Source organism: Methylobacterium sp. E-012, assembly GCF_057836545.1.
The window spans coordinates 2,255,733-2,277,896 of sequence record NZ_JBYQEY010000001.1; the positions used below are offsets into that span (position 1 = coordinate 2,255,733).

Sequence of the window (22,164 nt, forward strand, 5' to 3'; positions counted from 1 at the left end):
ACTCGGGACTCGATGGAACGCCTCAGGACTTCCCGGGCAGCGGCTCGGCGAGCAGGCGGTTCTTCACCACCCAGCGCATGGCGTGAGCCCAGGTCTCGTCGGTGTCGGCCCGGATCGTCACCTGCCCGCCGCGCACGACCTTGCCGGACTCGGCATCGGCGATCGCGACGTTTAGGTTGAAGATCTGACCGGACCCTTTCTCCACATAGCCTGTCACGACAAGGTCCGCACCCAGGCTCTTGCCGATGCCCGCCGCGCAGCCGTCGCACTTGTAGAGGGGGCCTTCCTTGGCCACGGTGTCGGCCTTCGGCGCCGTGTCGACGATCTCCAGCCCGGCTTGGTCGTGGAGGGCCTTCCGCAATTCGTCGGTGACGAGCGTCAGCTTCCGGGTATCGGCGGGGCGCGCCCTGGCCCCGTAGGACGCGCCGGGCTCGAACAGCTCCACGGGGAACACCGCCGCCTTCTCGGCGGCCAAAGCCGCGCCGGGCAGGGCGATTCCGAGGGCGACGAGACCGCGCGCGGTCGCCGCTTGCAGGGACAGGTGGCGCATGGGCGGAACGTTCCTCTCCATGGTGCGGCCGCCTCGACGGGCGACTCCTCTCCGGCCATAGGTCGGGCGACGGGACACTTTGGCAATGTACTTCGCGCCCCGGCCGTCGCACGACGGATCTAGCGCCGTCGAAGTCCCGGTCATCCCGCTCGACAGACCGTACTCCGAACCGCGTCCTCGTCCCAAGGTGCCGTGCCTGCAGAAGTTTCCAACCTGCCGTGAGGGCCGGCAGCCATCTTCGAAGCCCGGCTGTGCATCGTCGGGAACGTGAACACCGGATCAACGCGCCGCGATTGAGCGGCGGGGGTGGAAACTGGTAGAGGCCGCGCACATGCACGATCCCGCACCCCAGACCCTTCTTCCGCGGCCGGCGCGTCCGAAGTGGCTGCGCGCGGCCCTCGTCCTGGCGGCGCTCATGCCGATGGCGGCCCGGGCGCAGCAGCCCGCACCGCAGGCCATCGACACCCATATCGGCCTGATCTACCGGCCACAGCCCGCCCCGTCCTCCTACGACGCCGAGGCGGCCCCCGAGGATGAGGGGCTGGCCGGGGCCCGGATGGGCATCGCCGACAACAACACCACCGGCCGCTTCACCAAGCAGACCTACGCCCTCGACGACGTGGCTCTGACCGACGACAAGCCCGACCCGGTGGCAGCCGCGAAGGACCTGATCGCCAAGGGCGTGCGCTATCTCATCCTGGCGCTGCCCGCCGACGCCGTCCTGGCGGTGGCGGATGCGGTGAAGGACACGGGCGTCGTGGTGCTGAACGCCGGCGCCTCCGACGACCGGCTGCGCGGTGCCGATTGCCGGGCCAACGTGTTTCACATCCTGCCGTCCCGGGCGATGCTCACCGACGCCCTGGCGCAGTACCTCACGGTCATGCGCTGGCGGAAGATCTTTCTGATCGTCGGCCCGACCGAGGCCGACAAGGCCTACGCGGACGCGATGCGCAACTCGGCGCGGAAATTCGCGCTGAAGGTCACCGCTGAGAAGCCCTGGACCTTCGGCCCCCTAGCCAAGGCGCGGGGCGACACGCCGACCCGCGCGGAGGCGATGGTCTTCACCCGGGGGCTCGACTACGACATGGCGGTTGTCGCCGACGAGGAGGGCGATTGGGGCGACTACGTTCCCTACCGCACGGTGGATCCCCGCCCGGTCGGCGGGACGCAGGCGCTGACACCGACCACGTGGTCCCCGGTGCTGGAGACCTGGGGCGCCGCGCAGGCCCAGAACCGGTTCCGGCGATTGGCCTCCCGGCTGATGCGCCCCCTGGACTATCAGGTCTGGGCTGCGGTGCGGACGGTGGGCGAGGCCGTGACCGCCAAGAAGACCAACGATCCGGCGGTGATCGGCGCCTATCTGGTCGAGCCGGGCTTCACCCTCCCGGCCTACAAGGGCGTGCCCCTGAGCTTCCGCCCCTGGGATCACCAGCTGCGCCAGGCGATCATCGTGGTGCAGCCGAAGGCGCTGGTCTCGGTGGCGCCGGAACAGGGTTTCCTGCACCAGCGCACGCCCCTGGACACACTGGGGGTGGATCTCCCGGAGACCACCTGCAAGTTCCAGTGAGACGTCATGGGGATGGCCAACGTCGCGCTCGGCATCGACGCCGAACCCATTGACGCTGACTGCGTCGGGGGCCCACATCCAGACGGACGGATTCGCCTGCGACAGGTCACGCGCAAGGATCGGGACTTCCGATGGGTCAAACCGTACAAGATGCGCCGTCAGATCAAGAGGCCAGCACATCGGCGATTAGTCTCAACGATGCAGTTGCGCGCGCGAGGACATGGCTGCTCGCGACGATGTCTGATGAAAATATAACAAATCTGGGTCTTGAGGAGGTCGAGCATTGTCCGGGCTACTGGAACATCACGCTCGGGTTTTCGCGGCCCTGGGACGAGGCACGTAATGCGGTCACCGTTCTGAGCGGGGCGGTCATCATGCGCAGGACGTACAAAGTCATCACGGTCGACGAGGTCACCGGTGAAATCATTGCAATGAGAAATCGCACCGGCGATTCCTGATGGCTAAATATGCTCTCCTCGATACCAATCTGCTTGTTCTATTCATGGTTGGGGGTACCGACCCGGATTATATTCGCGTTCACAAAAACTGTTCACAATTTTCATTAAGCGATTATAATGCTTTGCTGCGACACCTAACGGTGTCGGCCGGTCTCGTCACGACAGCTCAAATTCTATCCGAAACAGCGAATTTGCTGCGCCAGGTTCGAGATCCGATCAGAACGGAGATTGCGGCGTTCTTCAAGCTTTTCATTCTCCACGCGAACGAAATGCAACCCACTGCCGTCAGCGCAGCGTCGGACAAGACTTACCTCTGGTTGGGTCTTAACGACGCCTCGAAATTGACGTGTCTCGGCCCGGACAAGTTGCTGATAACCGAGGACGGCAATCTCCACGCCGCTGCGATAGAGCGGTCGAATGGCGCGTTGCACTTTACGGAGTTGCGCGTTTACGAGTAGGCCTACCTGTGGAAATAGCCGTGCGAGGGCCTCCGAACCGGATCCGAATGCCGCATCCCCTCGCTCCGCGCAAGAATCGCACTATTGTGCGTCGACAGAGTGCCGAATAGCGCACCAGGGAGGAGTTTTGATGAGCCGCCGCGTCGAGGCAGGTCTGAGTGTGGTCGCCCTCGGCGCCTGGTTCGCCCTCATCGGGCCGGCCGCCGCCTTCACCGCCTACGTCACCAACGAGAAGGGCAATTCGGTCAGCGTCATCGACACGAACACGATGGCGGTGACCGGTACCTGGAAGGTCGGCCGGCGCCCGCGCGGCGTGACCGTGTCCAAGGACGGCAAGGAACTGTTCGTCTGCGCCAGCGACGACGACCGGATCGACGTGCTCGACACGGCCTCCGGCAAGGTCGTCCGCTCCCTGCGCTCGGGTCCGGATCCGGAGCAGTTCATCCTCGACGCGTCGGGCAACCCGCTCTACGTCGCCAACGAGGACGACAGCCAGGTCACGATTATCGACATCGAGAAGAACAAGGTCCTCGCCGAGGTGCCGGTGGGCGTCGAGCCGGAGGGCATGGGCCTGTCGCCGGACGGGAAGGTCCTGGTCAACACCTCCGAGACGACCAACATGGCCCATTTCATCGACACGAAGACCTTCCAGGTCATCGACAACGTGCTGGTGGATGCAAGGCCGCGCTTCGCCGAATTCACCGCCGACGGCAAGTTCCTGTGGGTGTCCGCGGAGGTCGGCGGCACGGTCAGCGTCATCGATGTGGCCCAGCGCCGGGTGATCAAGAAGATCACATTCAAGATCCCGAGCGTGAACGACGAGGCGATCCAGCCCGTGGGCATCCGGATCACGAAGGACGGAAGCAAGGCCTTCGTGGCGCTGGGCCCGGCCAACCGCGTCGCGGTGATCGATGCCAAGACGTTCGCGGTGGAGAAATACCTCCCCGTCGGCCAGCGCGTCTGGCAGCTGGCCTTCACGCCCGACCAGAAGCAGCTGTTCACCACGAACGGCACGTCCAACGACATCTCGGTGATCGATGTGGCCGCCGAGAAGGTGGTCAAGAGCATCCCGGTCGGCCTGTTGCCCTGGGGCGTGGCGATCTCGCCGAACTGAGCCGGGCGGCGGGGCCGCTCGAATGAACCAGGACCGCGGATCACGCGGCACAGGGGGAAACGACAGGATGCGGATGTTTCGATGGGCCGCTCTCGCCGGCGCGGCGCTGTTCGCGGCCGGCCCGGCACTGGCGCTGGACCTCACCAAGAAGCGGGAGAACCTGCCCGACCTCGTCCTGGGCGACGATCAGGGCAACGACTTCACGGTGGAGAACAGGGACATCACGCTCGAATCCGGCAAGGCCTATCGGCTGCGCATCGTCGCCAAGGGTCACCAGGAATACAAGTTCTACGCGCCGGAGTTCTTCCGCTACATCTGGTTCAACCAGATCGTGATCGAGCACAAGGAGATCCACGGCGGCGGCCCGCCCGACCACCTTGAATTCGACGATCCCGGCGAGATCGCCATCGAGTTCGTTGCGATCAAGCCAGGCAGCTACAAGTGGGAGGCGCGCGGCCTCGAGGCCAAGGGCATGACCGGTACTTTGACGGTGAAGTGATGCGCGCGTTCTTCCTGGCCTCGTGCCTCGTCCTCTCCGGCCCGGCCCTCGCGGCGGACGATGCCTCCGCCTGCGCCGCGGGCATCGCCATGATCCGCGACGCCCTCGCGGCGAACCCGTCCGAGGCCGCGCTGCCCAAGCTCAAGAAGGCCCTTCGGGTCGCGGAGCGGGAGCAGAAAGAGGGCGAGTTCGACGAGTGTCTCGATGCCGTCGCCGACGCCCGGAAAGCGCTCGGCCGATGACCGGCGAGGCGGCGCTCCGGGTCGAGCATGTCGGCCACCGCTTCGGCACGCGCGCGGCGCTCGACGACGTCTCGCTCGATGTCGGCCGCGGACGCTTTGCGGCGCTGCTCGGACCCAACGGCGCCGGCAAGACCACCCTGTTCTCGGTGATCACCCGGCTCTACACCAACCAGACCGGACGGGTCTCGATCTTCGGCCACGCCCTCGACCGCGAGCCCTCCCGGGCACTTGCCCGGCTCGGCGTGGTGTTCCAGGCCCGGACGCTGGATACCGATCTCACCGTCGAGCAGAACCTCCTGTATCACGCGAGCCTGCACGGGATCACCCGTCGCGCCGGAAAGGACCGCGTCGGGCTGCTCCTCGATCGGGTCGGGCTCACGGACCGGCGCCACGACAAGGTCCGCACGCTCTCGGGCGGCCAGTCGCGCCGCATCGAGATCGCCCGGTCGCTGATCCACCGTCCAGACCTGCTGCTGCTGGACGAGCCGACGGTCGGCCTCGACCTCGAATCGCGGACCGACATCGTGGCGATCGTCCGCGCGCTGGTGCGCGAGGAGGGGCTGTCGGTCCTCTGGGCCACCCATATCTTCGAGGAGATCTCCCCGGAGGACGACGCGGTCGTGCTGCATCGCGGCCGGATCGTAGCGCGGGGACGGGCCGGCGATATCGGCGCCCCGGGGGAGGCCCTGGCGGACGCGTTCCGCCGCATCGTGGCCGAGCCGGGGCGGGCGGCGGCATGACGGCGTCGAACGGCGCATCATCGTACGATCGAGGGCAGCACCCATGAGCGCTCCGACACGCCTGTCGACGCCGGTCGCTGCTGCATCCGCCCACAGCGCGTCGGCCCGCATCGGTCGGCTCGACACCGTCGGCTACCTGATCTGCCTCGGCGGCATCGTCCGGCGGGAATTGCTGCGCTTCTTTAATCAGAAAGAGCGGTTCTTCTCGGCCCTGGTCCGGCCGCTGGTCTGGCTGTTCATCTTCGCGGCGGGTTTCCGCAACACACTCGGCGTCTCCATCGAGCCGCCCTACCAGACCTACGTGCTCTACGAGGTCTACGTGGTGCCGGGGCTGGCCGTGATGATCCAGCTGTTCAACGGCATGCAATCCTCGCTCTCGATGGTCTACGACCGCGAGGTTGGGTCCATGAAGGTACTGCTGACCTCGCCCTATCCGCGCTGGCTGCTGCTGCTCGCCAAGCTGATCGCGGGCGTCTCGGTCTCGATCGTGCAGGCCTATGCGTTCCTGGCGGTGGCCTATTTCTGGGAGACGGACATCCCGCCGCTCGGCTATCTCACGGCGCTCCCGGCCTTCTTGGCCTCGGGGCTGATGCTCGGGGCGATCGGCCTGTTCCTGTCCTCGCTGGTCCGCCAACTCGAAAACTTCGCCAGCGTGATGAACTTCGTGATCTTTCCGATGTTCTTCGCCTCCTCGGCCCTTTACCCCCTGTGGCGGATCCGGGAATCCTCGGAGACGCTGTACTGGATCTGCGAGCTGAACCCGTTCAGCCACGCGGTCCAACTCGTCCGCTTCGCCCTCTACGTCCAGTTCGAGCCGCTCGCCTGCGCGGTCGTGGTGGGCGTGACCCTCGCGTTCTTCGGCATGGCGGTGATCGCCTACGATCCCGGCCGGGGTATCATGGCCCGGCGCGGTGGCCCGGCCGGCGACAACACCTGACGGAGCCCGCCCGATGAACCGACTCGCCCGCAATGCCGTCCTCGGCCTGGTGCTCCTGGCCGCACCGGCATCCGCGCAGCCCCGACAGGATCCGGACTGGCCCTGCGTCCAGCGCAAGGTCGCCACGCTCAGCCCCGGCCAGTTCTGGACCGGACCGGACATCGCGGCGGCCGGAGACTGGGGCAGCGACAACGACGCCGCGGTGCTGGCCCAGAAAATCGCCTCCCGCCGCACCGAGCTGCCGCAGGTCGGCCCGCTCCTCGACGAGTTCGCCGGCAAGTTCGGCACCGACAAGGACGGGAAGGACAAGGCCCTGACCCGCGTCTATGCGGGCGTCTTCGAGGTGATCAACGGCGAGCGCGACAAGGTCGTGGGCGGCATCGGCCGCTACGCCCAGGGCCAGCGGCGCATGGCGGAGCGCATCCGCGATGAGGCCGACAAGATCAGCCAGACCAAGGACGCGCCGAGCGCCACGGACGCCACCGAACTGCCCAAGGACCAGTCCGATCTCGAAACCAAGTTCGCCTGGGACCGGCGCATCTTCCAGGAGCGCAGCCAGTCGCTCACCTATGTCTGCGAGGTGCCGCAACTCCTCGAGCAACGGTTGGGCGAGATCGCGCGGTTGATTCAGGCACGGTTGTGAGCGCGGCGATCCAGGCGCCAACCGCTTGCCGAATCTTCCCGAACGGTTTTGCCTAAAGCTCCGCAAGTCGTTGAATTTGCAAGCATAACTGTTGCGATAACGCCACGCGGGGGAGCGTTTGACCGTTCTTTGCGCGAAACAGCCCCCAAAAGCTCTCGCCCGCCGCGGAGCCCGATTGTGAACTTTAACTCCACCCGCCAAAAGTCTCGCCAAGCCCGGAACAACCGGACGCTGGTCTCAAGGCAGGGGAATTGGAATGTCACGTCGGACGCTGCGGGGCAGCATGCTCGCGTCTGCCTCAGTCTTGGCGCTCTCGATTGCTCCAGGCGCGGCGCGAGCGCAGCAATCGGTCACGCTGGGTGAGATCAGCGTCGTTTCGACCTCGCCGGTCGGTGCCGGCGGCGGCAATTCCAGCCAGTCCCTGAACCTCGACCGGGCGGCGCAGATTGCGCCGACCGTCCCGGTGGCGCCCGGCACCGTGCGTCTGCGCGGCTCCGAGCAGCCGCTGAACAAGATCCCCAGCACCGTCGAAACCATCACGACGCGCCAGATCGACGTCGACCGCGGCACCGACAATATCCTCGCCACCTTCGCGCGCGAGACGCCCGGCGTGAACCTCAGCGACTCGCAGGGCAACAGCAACCGCGTCGATCTCAATTACCGCGGTTTCACCGCATCGCCCGTGCAGGGCGTGCCGCAGGGCCTAGCCGTCTACCAGAACGGCATCCGCATCAACGAGGCCTTCGGCGACGTCGTCAATTTCGACCTGATCCCATCGCAGGCGGTCCAGCGGATCGATGTCGTCACCGGCAACCCGGTCTTCGGCCTCAACGCGATCGGCGGCGCGGTCAACATCCAGATGAAGAACGGCTTCACCTGGCAGGGCACCGAGATCAGCGCGTTCGGCGGCTCCGACGGCCGCACGGCCGGGTACCTCGAATACGGCAAGGTCTCCGACAACTGGAGCTTCTACTTCACCGGCGACGGGCTGAACGACCGCGGCTGGCGCTACGAGAACCCGAGTACCATCGGCCGGCTCTACGCCGACCTCGGCTACCGCGCTCAGGATTCGGAGTTCCACCTGATCGGGCTCGCCGCGCGCAGTTTCTACGGCGCGGCGGCCGCGACCCCGGTGGACTTCACCCATGTCGATCCGCGGGCGATCTTCACCTATCCGCAGACGCAGACGACCGAGGTCGGCACGATTCAGCTGACCGGCCGGGTGGACATCTCGCCGACCTGGGACCTCGCCGGCAACGCCTATTTCCGCCGCTTCAGCGAGCGGTACGTGGACGGCAACGACGGCAATTTCGAGCAGTGCAGCTCGCGCTCGAGCTTCCGCGGCTCCCTCTGCTACCAGGATGACGGGTTCAGCCCGTCGGCCGGCCAGTCGCAGAACGCCTTCCGTAACCAGTTCCTGCTCCTCGGCCAGCAGAACCAGCGCATCCCCTTCACGCGGAACGTGCCCTACGGGACGATCGACACGACGCAGACGGAGTCGCAGGGCTACGGTGGCTCGCTGCAGGCGGCCAACCGTGACCGGGTCTTCGGTCTGCCCAACAGCTTCGTCATCGGCGGCAGTGTCGACGCGGCCGATTACTCATTCAAGTCGTCGAGCACCCTCGGCGTGATCAACCCGAATCTCCTGATCTCCACGGATCCGAGCAATCCGTACTATGGAAACATTCCGGGCCTCGGCACCCCGTACCTCCGCACGCTGGGCGCCCTCGGCATCGCCCCGAGCTCGGTCGCGGGTTCGAACCTGTATCTCGGCCTCTACGCCACCGACACGCTCGACGTCACCGACCGCCTGTCGCTCACCGCAGGCTTCCGGCTCAACTACGCGCATATCCGCTCGGTCGATCAGACGGGGTTCTCGCCGGACGTCACGGGCACCCACGAATACACCAAGGTCAACCCGCTCGCGGGCCTGACCTACCAGTTCGACCCGGCGCTCAACCTTTACGGCAGCTACTCGGAGTCGAACCGCGCGCCGACACCGCTGGAACTCGCCTGCGCCAACCCGAACCAGCCGTGCCTGCTGCCGAATTCGCTGGTCGCCGATCCGCCGCTCAAGCAGGTCACCGGCCAGACCTATGAAGTCGGTTTCCGGGGCGTGATCCCGAACTTCCTCTCGGGCGGCAACCTGACCTACAAGGCCGGCGTCTTCCGCACCGACCTGAAGAACGACATCATCCAGATCGCCGTCGCCGGCAACGCGGCGCGCGCCTACTACACCAACGTGCCGGCGACCCGGCGGCAGGGCATCGAGGTCAGCGCCGAGTACGTCGTCAACCCCGATCTGCTGGTCTACGCCAACTACGCGTTGATCGACGCCACGTACCAGTTTGACCAAACGCTCTCGTCGCCCAACAACCCACTCTCCGACGACGGGGCCATCTTCGTCCACAAGGGCAACAAGATCCCGTTGATCCCGGATCACCAGATCAAGGCTGGGTTTGAGTACAACATCACCCCGAATTGGCGCTTCGGCCTCAACGTTTCGGCCTTCTCGTCCTCTTACTTCCGGGGTGACGATTCGAACCTGAACCGCAAGCTGCCGGCCTATTACGTGATGAACCTGACCACGAAATACCAGGTGACCAAGAACCTGGAGATCTTCGGGTTGATCACCAACCTCACCAATAACCGCTACGCGACATTCGGTACCTTCGCGGAGCCGGGCGCGATCGCCGGCAACCTGTCGATCAACGATCCGCGGACGACGACGCTGGCGCAGCCCCTGTCGATCTATGCGGGTCTGACCTATCGCTTCGGCCCCGAGCCGGTCGCGATGGCGCCGGAGCCGATCATCCGCAAGTACTGATACGCTGACGGCCTTACTGGAGCCGTTCCCGATCACCCTGCCATCGGGAACGGCTCCGCGTTTCCGTCGGGACGCATGCCGTCGAACCCGTCGGCGGGACCGCCGGGGGTGACGGCGCCGGCAATCGTGAGTTTGCCCGGGGCACCCGTCCCTGTTCTGAGGCGCGTGCGGCCTCCTGTCTCGGGAACGGGCCGATGCGCCCGGCGTCTCCTCGGTGAATCGCTCTGACGCGCGATCCCCGCCCCCTGTCGCGGTTGCGTGTCAGTGGCGTCCGGACACTTTGGAGACCCCCATCGATGATGTTTCGTTTCGCCGTCACAGCCCTGGCGCTTGCCGTAGCCACACCCGCCCTCGCGACGTCATGTTCTGACGAGGTCGATACCCTTCAGCGGCGCCTCGACAGCGCCGGCGCGGCCTCCGTGACCGGCACGACCCCGCCCGGCGGCACGACGTCGTCGAATTCCCCGAAGGCGCTCGACAAGCCGCCGGCCCTGACCCCGTCGGATGCCAGCGTCAAGCCGACCGCGGCGGGCGTCGAGGACGCCAAGAAGCTGGTCGCCCAGGCGCGCCAGCAGGACAAGGCCGGTAACGCTGAGGGCTGTCGCGACACGATCATGAAGGCCAAGGAGAAGGCCGGCGCTCTACCGTAGGGTGAAAAGATCTGGCGGCCGGCGACAGACCGGCCGCCGGGATCTCAGTAGGCGTTCTCGGTCTTGAGCAGCGCGAACGGGGTTGTCAGCAGGATCTGCAAGTCGAGCAGGACCGACCAGTTCTCGATATAGTAGAGGTCGTGCTCGACACGGCGCTGGAGCTTCTCCGACGTATCGGTCTCGCCGCGCCAGCCGTTCACCTGCGCCCAGCCGGTGATGCCGGGCTTGACCTTGTGCCGGGCGAAATAGCCGTCGACCACCTGGTCGTACAGGGTATTGGCGGCCTTGGCCTGGAGCGCATGCGGACGCGGACCGACCAGCGAGAGGTCGCCCTTCAGCACGTTGAACAATTGCGGCAGCTCGTCCAGCGAGGTCTTGCGGATGAAGCGCCCAACCGGCGTCACGCGCGGGTCGCCGCGGGTGACCATCCTGGCCGCACCGGCGTCGCACTGGTCGACATACATCGACCGGAACTTGTAGACCTCAATCAGCTCGTTGTTGAAGCCGTGGCGCTTCTGGCGGAACAGGATCGGCCCCCGCGAGGTCAGGCGCACCGCGAGCGCCACGGCGACCAGGATCGGCGCTAGGGCGAGAAGCATCACCAATCCGACGCAGCGGTCGAACAGCGCCTTCACCACGACGTCCCAGTCGGCGATCGGCTTGTCGAAAACGTCGAGCACCGGGACCGAGCCGAGATACGAGTAGCTGCGCGGCCGCAGGCGCAGCTTGGCCGCATGCGCCGACAGGCGGATGTCGATCGGCAACACCCAGAGCTTGGCCAGCATCTGCAGGATGCGGTTCTCGGCGGTGATCGGGATGGTGAAGACGATCAGGTCGAGGCGGGCGTGCCGGGCATAGGCGACGAGATCGTCGACGTTGCCGAGCTTCGGATGCCCCGCCACCACGTCGGACGAGCGGTCGGTGTTGCGATCGTCGAACACCCCGACGATCCGGATGCCGCTCTCGCTCTGCGTCTCCAGGGCGGCGATCAGATCTTCCGCCGGCTTGCCGCCACCGACGATCGCCGTGCGCCGGTCGAAGCGTCCGGCCCGGGTCTGCGCTTCGATCACGCGGAACAGGAGGAAGCGCCCGGTCAGGAGAGCGGTCAGGCCGGTGCCGTAGAAGGTCGCGAGCCACAGGCGCGAGTAGTGATCGGCCACCTTGGCGAGGACCAACCCGGCGGCAACGATCAGGAAGGTCAGCGACCAGGCGGCGATCAGCCGGATCGCGCTCTTGGAGAAGGCGCGGAAGGCGGAGATCCGATAGCCGCCGGCGGCCTGGACCAGCGCAACCGTGAGGAGCGCGACGAGCCCGATCGCCCCGGCATAGGTCAGGCCGAACGGGACCCGCCCGCGCAGCATCAGCAGGTGCAGGAGCGCGCCGAGGCCGAAGATCAGGGCGCATTCCGCCGCCCGCACCAGCCCTGCCACCACGACCGGCGACACCGCCGTCGCGCCCGGTATGGAAATCTCGGCAAGCGGTACCGGGCCATCGTCACGGGGCGATGGCTGCGCCTGGAGAGGGCCGGCGGCTTCGAGGAGATCCCGGATGTCGAAGGCACTCATCGATCGGCTCCTCCCGTAGCGGCCTGCGGCTTCTCAATCGCAGCGTGGCACGGGGCGTTGTCTGAAGACTTAAAGGCGATCGGCCCGCGGCGATTTTACCGTCGGACCCGGTCCGCCGGTCGTTCCGTCGTCGCGCATCGCTCCGGCATACGGCGACGGAGCGATGCGCGCCTCGGCGGATCAGGCCGTCCGCGCGCCGGCGATCTCCCGGGCTTCGACATTGCGCCGATCCGCGCGGGCCTGGAACGCCGCGGCGTAACCGGAGATGACCTCGCTGCCCATCCGCTCCAGGGAGAAGCGCTGCCGGATCGCGGCGCTGAGCGCGTTGACGCGGGCGTCGAGCACCGCGGGCGCGTCGTCGAGCACCCGCCGGATGCCGGCGGCGAGGGAAGCGGGATCTCGTGGCGGGACCAGATCGCCGGCAGCGTCACCGAAGATCTCGGGGATCCCACCGACCCGCGTGGCCACAAGGGGCTGCGCCGCGGCTGCGGCCTCCAGGACCACGTAGGGCAGGGATTCCGCCAGCGAGGGGACGACCAGGATGCGTCCCCGTGCCAGCACGGTGCGGATCGCCTGCGGCGGTTCGAAGGATACCGCGCTGCCCAGGCCGAGGCGCTCGACGTTCTGACGCAGGATGTCGGCATCCGGCCCGGAGCCGACCATCAGCAGGCGCAGGGACCGCCCCTCGGTCCGGAGCTGGACAAGGGCATCGAGCAGGTACGGAAGACCCTTGGCCTCGCGCAGCTCGCCGACATAGAGGAGATCGAAGGGTTCATCGACGCGGTCGATCGGGGCGAATTCCGCCTCCGCGATGCCGTTGTGGACGATGCGGGTCACGCGCTCGGGACCGCCGACGAAGGTCCGGTGCCGTCCGGCGACGTATTCGCTCTCGAACAGGAAGGCGTCGGTCCGGCGGGCGAGAACCGCCTCGGCCCCCATGTAGAGACGATGGATCGGCGTGCCCGGCCGGTAATTGTAGCTGCCGCCATGCGGCGTGTAGGTACGGATCGCCGTGCTGCCCGGGGCGAGCCTGGCAAAGGCGCCGCCCTTCGCCCCGTGCCCATGGAGCACCTCGGCGCCCACCGCGGCGGCCCGCCGCCCCACCGCCTTCAGGCAGGTCCAATCGGACCGGTGCGGGTTCCGCCGCATCGGGATCCGCACGAGGCCGAGTTCCAGGCTGGGCATCAGGTCCGCCAGGGCCCGCTCACCACGCTCGCCGCCGGTCGTGGAGTCGCAAACGATGCCCACGGCGTGTCCGGCCGCGGCCTGGAGGCGGGCGAGGTCCACCACATGGCGGAACAGACCGCCGACCGGGGCCCGGAAAACGTGCAGGATCCGATAACGCTGGACGATACGATCGTCATTCGACTTGCCGACCACGGCAATGCTCCCGGTGAAAACAGTCCCGGGATTAGTGAAGCACCGGTGGTCGCGGGGCTCTTAAGGGCGGCTCGTTGGCCGCATGCTTTTCATCGAGAAGGTAAGCAGAGTTTTACATGGCCGAAAACAAGTCATGTCATCGGCGGGCCGTTGAGGCTGGCCCAGATCGTCCCGTAATGGCAGGCCGTGGCGGCGAGAACGAAGCCGTGCCAGATCGCATTCTGAAACGGCAGCGTCCGCCAGATGTGGAATAGGACGCCGATCGAGTAGAGCGCCCCGCCGATGGCAAGCAGCCACAATGCGGTCGGCTGGAGGCTCGCGATCACGGACTCATAGGCGAAGAGACCGCTCCATCCGAGCATCAGGTAGAGCGCGATGGAGAGCCGGTCGAAGCGCCCGGGCAGGAGCAGCTTGACGGCGATCCCGACCGAGGCCACGGCCCAGATCAACGCCAGCAGTGCATAGGCGCGCGGTCCGGACCCGACGAGGGCGACGAGCGGCGTGTAGGTGCCGGCGATCATCAGGTAGATCAGGGCGTGGTCGGCCCGGCGCAGCAGCCATTTCCGGGGGCTCACCGGATACAGGTTGTAGAGGGCCGAGACCCCGAGCATCAGCACCAGCGCTGTCGCGTAGACGACGACGGCGACCCGCTCGCCGATGCCGAGATGCGCCGTCAGCGCCGTCGCCACCAGGGCCACGGCACCGGCCAGACCGAGCACGACGCCGAGCCCGTGGATCACGCCGTCCGCCACGATCTCCCGGGGCGTGTAATGCCACGTCAGGGACAACGGGCGGCCATCTTCCGCGAGAGACATCCGAAGGCCTCCTGCAACGCTTGCAGTCTAAAGCATGAGACGTCTTGATCGTTCCCCGTGCAGAGTACCGACGTGGAGTTGTCCCAAGGAAAATGATGGGTGGTTGTAGATATCGTGCAATGCAGCGCCGCTGCCGCACTGCACGAATGCCTAGATTCTGCGTCCCACAAGGCCCTCGAACCCGACAGGCGCCTCGGCCGCCCCGGCCTGAACCCGGCCGACCTCCCGGCGCCATCCGCGGCTGAGCCGGGCGTGAACGGTCGCCATGGTCAGGACCGCCATGGCCATGACCTGATGGGCGAGCGCTGCCCAGAGCGGGACCGCGAGGAGCAGCGTGGCGATCCCCAGCATCGCCTGTGCCAGAGCCAGGGCGGTGATACCGGCGGCGCGTCCGAACACGCCCGACGGACCCGCGAGGCGCGCATCTACCGCGTGCAGGATCGCCACCAGGATCACGAGGTAGGCGGTCACCCGGTGGTCGAACTGCACCAGGGCGTGATTGTCCACGAAGTTCTCAATCCAGGGGCGAATGGCGAACAGGGCGTCCGCGGGCGGCACGAGGGCCCCGTCCATGGTGGGCCAGGTGTTGTAGACGAGGCCCGCATGCGAGCCGGCGACGAGACCGCCCAGGAAGATCTGCACGAGGATCAGGGCCGGCAGGAGCATCGCGGTCGCGCGCAGGCGCGCGGGTGCCGGCTCCGGCATCGCCCCGCGCTCGCCCGCCGCCAGCCAGACCAGACCGGCGAGGATCAGGCTGGCCGTGGTGAGGTGCAGGGCGAGCTTGAGCGGCGCCACCGCGGTCATTCCGGGCTGGAGACCGGAGGCGACCATGATCCAGCCGATACCGCCCTGCAGGCCGCCGAGCACGCCGAGGCCGAGGAGACCCACTCCGAGGCGGCGGCTGATCCGACCCTGCCACCAGAACACGATCAAGGGCAGGAAGAACACGAGGCCGATCAGCCGGCCGAGGAGGCGGTGCCCCCATTCCCAGCCATAGAGGACCTTGAAGGCGGACAATCCCATCCCCTGGTTGAGGATGCTGTATTGCGGCGTGTCCTTGTACTTGGCGAACTCGGTGGCCCAATCCGCCTCGGACAGGGGCGGGATCGCCCCCGTGACCGGCCGCCACTCGGTGATCGACAGGCCCGAGCCCGTCAGCCGGGTCGCGCCGCCAACCGCCACCATGGCCACCACCAGCGCGGCGATCACGTAAAGCCATGTGCGCACCGCGCCCGATCGCCGTCCGCCCCCGACTCGCATGACCATCCGCATCCCTTCGCCCGGGCCGGCATACCCCGAACCCCATGCCGGGGTTAGGATATGCGTCTCACCGCAGCAACGTCGGCGGCGCCGCAGGCCGCGGCAGCCTGGACGTTGCCAAGCGCAGGCCGGGTCGATAGCCCGTGGATGGGGCCCGCCCTATCACCATCTCGGGACGCCATGCGCCGTCGCACACGAACCCTGATCGGCACGATCGCGATCCTGGCCTTCGTCTGCCTCTACGGCCCCTTGGCGATGGCCCTGGCCGACAGCCGCATCGCGGAAACGCCGGCAGCGGTGCAGGCCGTGCTCTACTCGATCCTGGGCATCGCCTGGATCATCCCGCTGATGCCGCTGATCCGGTGGATGGAGCGGCCCGACCGCTGAGGCGACCTCTCGATTTCGCCGCACTCGGGGTTCACAAGCCCGGCGTCCGCTTCCGAGACACCCCGCGTCGTGCTCCTCTCCTCCATGCGCCTCACGCCCCTGGCCGTCCTCATCGTGCTGCTCGCACCCCTGCCGGCCCTGGCCCAGGGAACCCCGCGGTCGATCGGCGAGTGCGAGCGGTTGAAGAACGATCTCGCCTACAACCAATGCTTGGCCATGTTCGGGCCCGCGGCGAAGAACGTGGCCGGCGGCTACGCGTCCGCCGATACGTCGCCCTCACCGGCGGCCGCGATGGCCGAGGCGATCCCGCAGGTTGAGGATGCGGCCGATACCGCCTCCAGCGGCCGGCGGCGCTACCGGTCGCATCGCGGCCGGCAATACGCGTCGTTCTCGACGGGCTACCGGCACCGGCGGCGGCGGTAAAGGCCAGAAGGCTGCTCGCGGCCGGGTCTCCGACGCGCCACGGACCCGACGCGGCGTCCCATCCCCGGCGTGAAACCGGTCAGGCGACGTTGAGGCGCCGGCCCCGGTTCCAGGCCAGGAACGGCACACCGGAGAGCAGCCCGGCCAAAGCCGCCCGCGATTGGTGGCAGCCGTTCACCGACACCCGGGGGAGGGCGTGCAGGTGGCCGGCATGACCGGCGAACAGGTGGCCGGGCCGGGTCGTCACCGCGGTCGCGAAGCCCAATTCCTGCGCCAGCGCGAATTCCCGAGGCCCCGCCGAGCCCGGATCGCCCACCGGATAGGAGACGTGCCGCACGGGCCGGCCCAGTTCCGCCTCGATCCGCGCACGCCCCTCCGCCATCTCGAAAGCCGCGATCGCCGCGGGGTGCTTGGCGAGCATCGGATGGCTCACCGTGTGCGCGCCGATGGTGACCGCGCGATCATCCGCCAGGGCGCGCAGCTCAGCCCAGGACAGGCACAATTCGGACGCGACCTGGCCCGGCGCCAGCCCGGCCTGGCGGCAGAGATCGGCGATCCGGGCGAGCATCTCCGCCTCACCGCCGCCGCGCAGGTCGCGATAAAGCGCGTCGAAGGCGAGCGCCTTCTCCTGCGGGCTACGGGCCGGCAGATCGACGCTCCGGGATCCGATGCCGACCCGCACACGGTCCAGCTGCGCGATCGCGCGTTCCAGCTCGATCCACCACAGGCGGCCGGTCTGGTCCGCGAAGGCGCTGGTGACGAACAGCGTCCACGGCGCGTTGTGGCGCGCCAGCACCGGCCGCGCGTGCGCGACGTTGTCCCGGTAGCCGTCGTCGAAGGTGAGCACCGCGAAGGGCGGCCCGTAATCCGGCTCCGCCAGGCGTTCCGGCACGGCATCGAGACCGATCACCTCGAAGCCGCGGGCATCGAGCTCACGCAAGGTGAGGTCGAGGAAGTCCGGGGTGATGGACAGGAGCCGGTTCGGGGCGAAGGCGGGTAGCGGCTCCGGGCTGACATGGTGGAAGGTGAGGATGACGCCGAGCCCGCGTGAGGCCGGGGTCAACCACCGATCCGCCCCGACGGCCTGGATCGCGCGGAACCCGGTCGCGAAGACCCGATGTTTGGTGCGCGACGACAGCATGGCCTCGGACCGACCGGGCCGATCGGCCCAAGACCGCCACCCTGTGTCCAGCGCGGTAAACAAACTTGAAAGAGTCGATGGCGGGACGAAAGTTCAGGAAGGTTGTATTAGCCACGGCACCGGTTTGATCGTATCGGACGGACCGCATTTGCCTGGCGGCGCTCGGAAGTCACTGCCTGTTCAGTGGATAGCGTCGAACATCGCTGCTCGATAGGCGACCGCACGTGGTCCAGCAGGGGTTTCGGACGATGGCGCTCGGCGTCCAGGCGACGGGTACGGACATGATCGATGCTCCGTCGGGGGTGATGCTCACCGCGGAGATCATCGACGATCCGGCGGCGGCCGAAGCCGTCTGGCGCCGGATCGAGGGTGATCCTGCGAGCCTTCAGACCCCCTATCAGCGCTTCGACTGGACGATGGCCTATCTGCGGGCACGCGGACAGATGGACAGGACCCGGATCGTGGTCCTGCGCGACCGGGACGGCCGCGCCCGGATCCTCCTGCCGCTGACGCTGGAGCGGGAATTCGGACTGCGCGTCGCCCGCACCGTGGGCGAGACACACGCGAATTATCACATGCCGCTGTTCGCGAGCCGCGATGCGGCGGCGATATCGGTCGGCGACATCACGGCGGCTCTGGTCGGTGCCGGCCGTTCGGCCGGCATCGATGTCTATGCCCTGCAGCATCAGCCCCGGACCTGGGAGGGTTCGGTCAATCCGTTCGCGGCGGGCGGCGAGCCCGAGGCGAGCGACGGCTACGGGTTGATGCTCGGCCCCGATCCGGAGGCCACCCTCCGCCGGGTCTTCAGTGCCGATGCACGGAAGAAGCTCCGCTCCAAGGAGAAGCGTCTCGTGGAGGCAAAGGGCTCGGTCGCCTATCGCCGGGCCGAGACGCAAGCCGAGTCCGAGCAGTTCCTGGCGGCGTTCTACGCGCAGAAGGCGGCGCGGTTCGCCGGAATGGGCGTGGCCGATCCCTATGCCGATCCCGCGATCCGCGCGTTCCTGGCCAGCGCCGCCGCCGGCCCGGATCCGGCGCTGGAGATCCACGCCCTGTGCCTCGCCGAGAGCGGGCGGGTCCTGGCGACCTTCGGCGGCGCGGTGAGCGCGCGGCGGTACAGCGGCATGATGACCGCGTTCGACCCGGATCCCGAGATCGCCCGCTTCAGCCCCGGCGATCTCCTGCTGCAGCATCTCGTGCGCGATCAGGCGGCACGGGGACGGCTCGGCTTCGACCTCGGGGTCGGCGAGGCCCGCTACAAGGCCAGCATCTGCGACGAGACGATCGGGCTCGTGGAGGCGATCGTACCGGTCACCCTGGCGGGACGAACCTACGGGGCTGTCCGGCAAGGACTCACTCGGGCCAAGCGCCGGATCAAGCGGGATCCGCGCCTGTACGCCGCCCTTCAACGGCTGCGGCGGATGCGCGGGGCCTGACGCCCCATCCCGGACGATCGGTTCCCACTCGCGGGACGCCAGCGGTCGCCACTCGGCGCGTCGTCCCATCTCCGGGACGACGCGCCGAGCGTCACGCAGCGTCGCGGTGAAGCATGGCGCCGCCCAAGCCGCGCGCGGCCGAGGCCGGCCGGTCCTGCGCCACCACGATCTGTCCGGCGCCCGCGCCCTGGGCAATGGCGTAGAGGTCGGCCAGGGCCGGGTCCTCCGCCGAGGCGTTCGAGGCGATCACAACCGTGTCCATGTAGCCGGCGGTCAGTTCGAGGAGATCGACGGCGCCCGGGGCGGCGCGGAGGCAGCAGACCACCCAATCGTAGGCCTCCGCCATCGCCTCGAAGGTCAGCGTCAGCGCATCAGCCTCGTCGAACAGCACCGCAGTCGCGCGCCGTCCGGCTTCGATCCGGTGCAGGCCGCTGTCGCGCTCGGCCTGGATCACGTCGAGGAAGGCGGCCTCGCCGGCGACCAGATCGGTGAAGCCGAGCGTGTCACCGGGACGCCCGGCGTTCAGAGCGACGGAGACGAGGGTCCCGGCCTGGCCGAGGGCGCGGATCAGGGCGGCGGACAGGCCCGGCACGCCGTTGGTCGCGTCGGTCTCCATGATCAGGACCCGACGGCCGGCGGGCGCATCCTCGGCCCGGGGGCCGGAGCTGATCCGCGCGATCAGCGGTGCCAGATCGAAGTCTTCCGGGGCAGCCACGGGGGCCTCCGCCGGTCGCGGCTGCACGGCGGCTTCGGCATCGGACGCCTGCGTCCAGCCGGCGGGCGGCATGGCCTCCGGGAAGGCGAAGAGCGGCCGCTCCAGAACCGGTTCGCGGCGCTGACGGTCCTGCGCCGGATCGAAGGCGCCGTCCCGGTCCGCCGCGTTCCGGGCGGAGTCCGCCAGCAGGGCGCGGGCGATGGCGGCGCCGGCCGTGAGCATCAGCGTCAGCAGCGTGGCGAAGGCCACGATCGGCAGTTTCTTCGGGAAGGACGGCACCTCCGGGGTCACTGCCCGGGACACGATGCGGGCATCGGCCGGGGTCGCGGCCTCGCCGTCGCGGGCCGCGGCCTCGCGGTAGCGCGAGAGATAGGATTCGAGCTGCTCGCGCTGCGCCTTGGCCTCGCGTTCGAGGGCGCGCAGCTGGATCTCGCTGGAATTGCCGCGGACGACCACGTCCTGCTGGCCGTCAACCGCCGCCTGGAGGCTCTCGACCCGGGCGCCGGCGATCTTGGCGTCGTTCTCCATCGTGCGGACCACGCGCTCGGCGGAGACCTTGATCTGGGCGTCCAGATCCTCGAGCTGGGCGTTGAGCTCCTTGATGCGGGGATGAGCCGGCAGGAGCGTCCGCGATTCGAGGGCGAGCTGGGCTCGCACGGAAATGCGGTTCTCGACGATGCGCCGGATCACCTCGTTGTTGGCCACATCCGGGATCTCGAAGGCCCGCCCGTCCTTGATCAGGTCGCGGATGGCCTTCACCTTGCCGGTCAGGTCGGCCTTCAGGATGCGGGCGGAGGAGAGCTGGCTGGACAGCTCGCCCAGCTGCTGGGCGTTGAGCGGGCGCCCGGTGGCCCCGGCGCTGCCGACCAGGCCGTTCTTGGCGCGGAAAACTTCGACCTTCGCCTCGGCCTCGGCGACGCGCTTGCGCAGCCCGTCGATGTTGCCGCCGAGCCAGGTCGAGGCGTAGCGCGCCGTGTCGACCTTGTCGGCTTCCAGGGACGAGATGTAGAGCCGCGCGATCGTGTTGGCGGCCTCGGCGGCCAGCACCGCATCCTTCGCGCGGAACTCGATCGCCAGGATGCGCGATTTGCCGGCCGGGTAAACCAGCAGATGGTCGAAATAGGCGTCGAGGACGCGATCCTCGGCCGGGCGGTCGAGGGGATTGGCCCCGATCCCGAGCATCATCAGCACGCGCTGGACGGGGCCGATGCTGCCCGCGCCGGGATCGAATTCGGGATTGCCCACGAGCTTGAGGCGGCGGATCGCCTCCCGGGCGAGATCGCGCGACATGACGACCTGCACCTGGCTCGCCACCGCCTGCTCGTCGATCGGCGCGAGCTGGTCGCCCCGTTCCTGCGCGGTTCGGGCGAAGGCCGGATCCCGGCTCTCAAGGAGGAGCTTCGACTCGCCGGTGTAGCGGGGGCTGACCACGTTGACGAAGACGCTCGCACCCAGGGCGACGACCAGGGTCGGCCCGATGATCCAGCCCAGCGAGCGCCGCAGGATGCGCGGCACCTGCGCGAGGCCGAGGCCGTCCTGGGCGCCGGGCAGGGCTTCGTTCGAGCGTTGACGAATACGGGACATGCGGACGCTCTGAGCGCGGGGGCAGACCGGCAGCACGTAAAGCCGCCCGGCTGCTATTAGCGGATATTAAGGTTGCTCAAGAGTTAAGACGCTCGCGTCTCAGCAAACGCGTCGGACGCCGCGATGGTGATCAGATTTCGTTAACCTTAACAGCCTAGACCAGCCGTCAACCGCATCCATGACGGCGATGGTGATGAACCGGCGCGCTCTTCTCCTCTCCCTCGGCACGACTCTGGCGCTCGGCGGATGCCTGCGTCCGACCTTCCGAACCGACCAGCTCGATGCCACCGGCACCGGCTCGATCGCCGCGCGCTACACCCTCGCGGCGGGTGACAAGCTGCGGGTGATCGTCTTCGGCCAGGACAACCTGTCGAACATTTACGCGGTCGATGGGGCCGGGCGGATCGCGATGCCGCTGATTGGCGTCGTCCAAGTCGGCGGCCAGACGACCGGGCAAGCGGCCCGCTCGATCGAGGCCAAGCTCGCCTCCGGCTTCGTGCGCGAACCGCACGTCACGGTGGAGGTGGACGCCTACCGGCCGTTCTACATCCTCGGGGAGGTGACGACCTCGGGCCAGTACCCGTTCGTGAACGGCATGACGGTGGAGACCGCCGTGGCCATCGCGGCCGGCTTCGGCCCGCGCGCCGCCCGTGACTACGCCGTCCTCACCCGCGACACAGGCGGGAACCTAATCTCCGGCATCGTGCCGATGACCTACTCGGTCCGGCCCGGCGACACGATCGTGATCAAGGAGCGGTTCTTCTGAGTTTCGGGCG

22 protein-coding genes are annotated in these 22,164 nt (G+C 68.0%); 15 read left to right on the plus strand and 7 right to left on the minus strand.

Annotation, left to right across the window (positions count from 1 at the left end; all coding sequences use genetic code 11):
* Nucleotides 1–22 precede the first annotated feature (22 nt).
* The gene (locus AC3IF1_RS10790) at nucleotides 23–550 is read right to left on the minus strand and encodes a DUF3280 domain-containing protein (RefSeq protein ID WP_489217530.1); all 528 of its coding nucleotides are present in this window, start codon (nucleotides 548–550) and stop codon (nucleotides 23–25) included.
* A gap of 331 nt (nucleotides 551–881) precedes the next feature.
* Here AC3IF1_RS10790 and AC3IF1_RS10795 point away from each other — a divergent pair, with 331 nt between their 5' ends.
* The 11 genes from AC3IF1_RS10795 to AC3IF1_RS10845 all read left to right on the plus strand — a co-directional run bounded on the left by AC3IF1_RS10795 (nucleotide 882) and on the right by AC3IF1_RS10845 (nucleotide 10,685).
* Nucleotides 882–2,117, plus strand: coding sequence for an ABC transporter substrate-binding protein (locus AC3IF1_RS10795; protein ID WP_489217531.1), 1,236 nt, complete (start codon nucleotides 882–884; stop codon nucleotides 2,115–2,117).
* A 131-nt stretch (nucleotides 2,118–2,248) separates the two neighbouring features.
* Entirely contained in the window at nucleotides 2,249–2,575 is a 327-nt protein-coding gene (locus AC3IF1_RS10800) for a hypothetical protein (protein WP_489217532.1), read from the plus strand.
* The gene (locus tag AC3IF1_RS10805) at nucleotides 2,575–3,033 is read left to right on the plus strand and encodes a PIN domain-containing protein (protein ID WP_489217533.1); all 459 of its coding nucleotides are present in this window, start codon (nucleotides 2,575–2,577) and stop codon (nucleotides 3,031–3,033) included. Before AC3IF1_RS10800 ends, AC3IF1_RS10805 begins: the two co-directional genes overlap by 1 nt.
* 130 nt (nucleotides 3,034–3,163) lie before the next feature.
* Nucleotides 3,164–4,147, plus strand: a complete 984-nt coding sequence (locus AC3IF1_RS10810; protein ID WP_243973752.1) for a YVTN family beta-propeller repeat protein — start codon at nucleotides 3,164–3,166, stop codon at nucleotides 4,145–4,147.
* Nucleotides 4,148–4,220: 73 nt separating this feature from the next.
* Nucleotides 4,221–4,646, plus strand: a complete 426-nt coding sequence (locus AC3IF1_RS10815; protein ID WP_489220372.1) for a cupredoxin domain-containing protein — start codon at nucleotides 4,221–4,223, stop codon at nucleotides 4,644–4,646.
* On the plus strand, nucleotides 4,646–4,888 hold the full coding sequence (locus AC3IF1_RS10820) for a hypothetical protein (RefSeq protein WP_243973750.1): 243 nt from the start codon (nucleotides 4,646–4,648) through the stop codon (nucleotides 4,886–4,888). Before AC3IF1_RS10815 ends, AC3IF1_RS10820 begins: the two co-directional genes overlap by 1 nt.
* Complete coding sequence (locus AC3IF1_RS10825; protein WP_489217534.1) at nucleotides 4,885–5,628, plus strand: ABC transporter ATP-binding protein; 744 nt, start codon at nucleotides 4,885–4,887, stop codon at nucleotides 5,626–5,628. The genes AC3IF1_RS10820 and AC3IF1_RS10825 overlap by 4 nt, the downstream gene beginning before the upstream one ends.
* Nucleotides 5,629–5,671: 43 nt before the next feature.
* A complete protein-coding gene (locus tag AC3IF1_RS10830; protein ID WP_489217535.1) occupies nucleotides 5,672–6,565 on the plus strand; it encodes an ABC transporter permease in 894 nt (297 codons plus the stop codon).
* 13 nt (nucleotides 6,566–6,578) lie between these two features.
* Nucleotides 6,579–7,208: a hypothetical protein gene (locus AC3IF1_RS10835; protein WP_243973748.1), complete on the plus strand. Its 630-nt coding sequence runs from the start codon at nucleotides 6,579–6,581 to the stop codon at nucleotides 7,206–7,208.
* 256 nt (nucleotides 7,209–7,464) lie between these two features.
* Entirely contained in the window at nucleotides 7,465–10,035 is a 2,571-nt protein-coding gene (locus tag AC3IF1_RS10840; protein ID WP_489217536.1) for a TonB-dependent receptor, read from the plus strand.
* Nucleotides 10,036–10,331: 296 nt separating this feature from the next.
* The gene (locus AC3IF1_RS10845) at nucleotides 10,332–10,685 is read left to right on the plus strand and encodes a hypothetical protein (protein WP_489217537.1); all 354 of its coding nucleotides are present in this window, start codon (nucleotides 10,332–10,334) and stop codon (nucleotides 10,683–10,685) included.
* A gap of 44 nt (nucleotides 10,686–10,729) precedes the next feature.
* Here the strand turns inward: AC3IF1_RS10845 and AC3IF1_RS10850 are convergent, their stop codons facing one another.
* The 4 genes from AC3IF1_RS10850 to AC3IF1_RS10865 form a co-directional block, all read right to left on the minus strand.
* A complete protein-coding gene (locus AC3IF1_RS10850) occupies nucleotides 10,730–12,250 on the minus strand; it encodes an undecaprenyl-phosphate glucose phosphotransferase (protein WP_489217538.1) in 1,521 nt (506 codons plus the stop codon).
* A 180-nt stretch (nucleotides 12,251–12,430) separates the two neighbouring features.
* Complete coding sequence (locus AC3IF1_RS10855) at nucleotides 12,431–13,630, minus strand: glycosyltransferase family 4 protein (RefSeq protein WP_489217539.1); 1,200 nt, start codon at nucleotides 13,628–13,630, stop codon at nucleotides 12,431–12,433.
* Nucleotides 13,631–13,761: 131 nt separating this feature from the next.
* On the minus strand, nucleotides 13,762–14,445 hold the full coding sequence (gene trhA, locus AC3IF1_RS10860; RefSeq protein ID WP_489217540.1) for a PAQR family membrane homeostasis protein TrhA: 684 nt from the start codon (nucleotides 14,443–14,445) through the stop codon (nucleotides 13,762–13,764).
* A gap of 150 nt (nucleotides 14,446–14,595) precedes the next feature.
* Nucleotides 14,596–15,717, minus strand: a complete 1,122-nt coding sequence (locus AC3IF1_RS10865; RefSeq protein WP_489217541.1) for a COX15/CtaA family protein — start codon at nucleotides 15,715–15,717, stop codon at nucleotides 14,596–14,598.
* Nucleotides 15,718–15,885: 168 nt separating this feature from the next.
* On the opposite strand from AC3IF1_RS10865, the gene AC3IF1_RS10870 reads away from it, so the two are divergent.
* A complete protein-coding gene (locus AC3IF1_RS10870; protein ID WP_489217542.1) occupies nucleotides 15,886–16,092 on the plus strand; it encodes a DUF2842 domain-containing protein in 207 nt (68 codons plus the stop codon).
* Nucleotides 16,093–16,176: 84 nt separating this feature from the next.
* Nucleotides 16,177–16,515, plus strand: coding sequence for a hypothetical protein (locus AC3IF1_RS10875; protein WP_279598700.1), 339 nt, complete (start codon nucleotides 16,177–16,179; stop codon nucleotides 16,513–16,515).
* A 79-nt stretch (nucleotides 16,516–16,594) separates the two neighbouring features.
* On the opposite strand, the gene AC3IF1_RS10880 is transcribed toward AC3IF1_RS10875, so the two are convergent.
* Nucleotides 16,595–17,656, minus strand: a complete 1,062-nt coding sequence (locus AC3IF1_RS10880; RefSeq protein WP_489217543.1) for a polysaccharide deacetylase family protein — start codon at nucleotides 17,654–17,656, stop codon at nucleotides 16,595–16,597.
* 248 nt (nucleotides 17,657–17,904) lie between these two features.
* Here AC3IF1_RS10880 and AC3IF1_RS10885 point away from each other — a divergent pair, with 248 nt between their 5' ends.
* Entirely contained in the window at nucleotides 17,905–19,089 is a 1,185-nt protein-coding gene (locus AC3IF1_RS10885) for a GNAT family N-acetyltransferase (protein ID WP_489217544.1), read from the plus strand.
* Nucleotides 19,090–19,180: 91 nt separating this feature from the next.
* Here the strand turns inward: AC3IF1_RS10885 and AC3IF1_RS10890 are convergent, their stop codons facing one another.
* Nucleotides 19,181–21,388 (minus strand): GumC family protein, encoded by a 2,208-nt coding sequence (locus tag AC3IF1_RS10890; RefSeq protein ID WP_489217545.1) that lies wholly within the window; start codon nucleotides 21,386–21,388, stop codon nucleotides 19,181–19,183.
* A 187-nt stretch (nucleotides 21,389–21,575) separates the two neighbouring features.
* Between AC3IF1_RS10890 and AC3IF1_RS10895 the strand changes: the two genes are divergently transcribed.
* On the plus strand, nucleotides 21,576–22,154 hold the full coding sequence (locus AC3IF1_RS10895; protein ID WP_243973819.1) for a polysaccharide biosynthesis/export family protein: 579 nt from the start codon (nucleotides 21,576–21,578) through the stop codon (nucleotides 22,152–22,154).
* The last annotated feature ends 10 nt before the right edge of the window (nucleotides 22,155–22,164 follow it).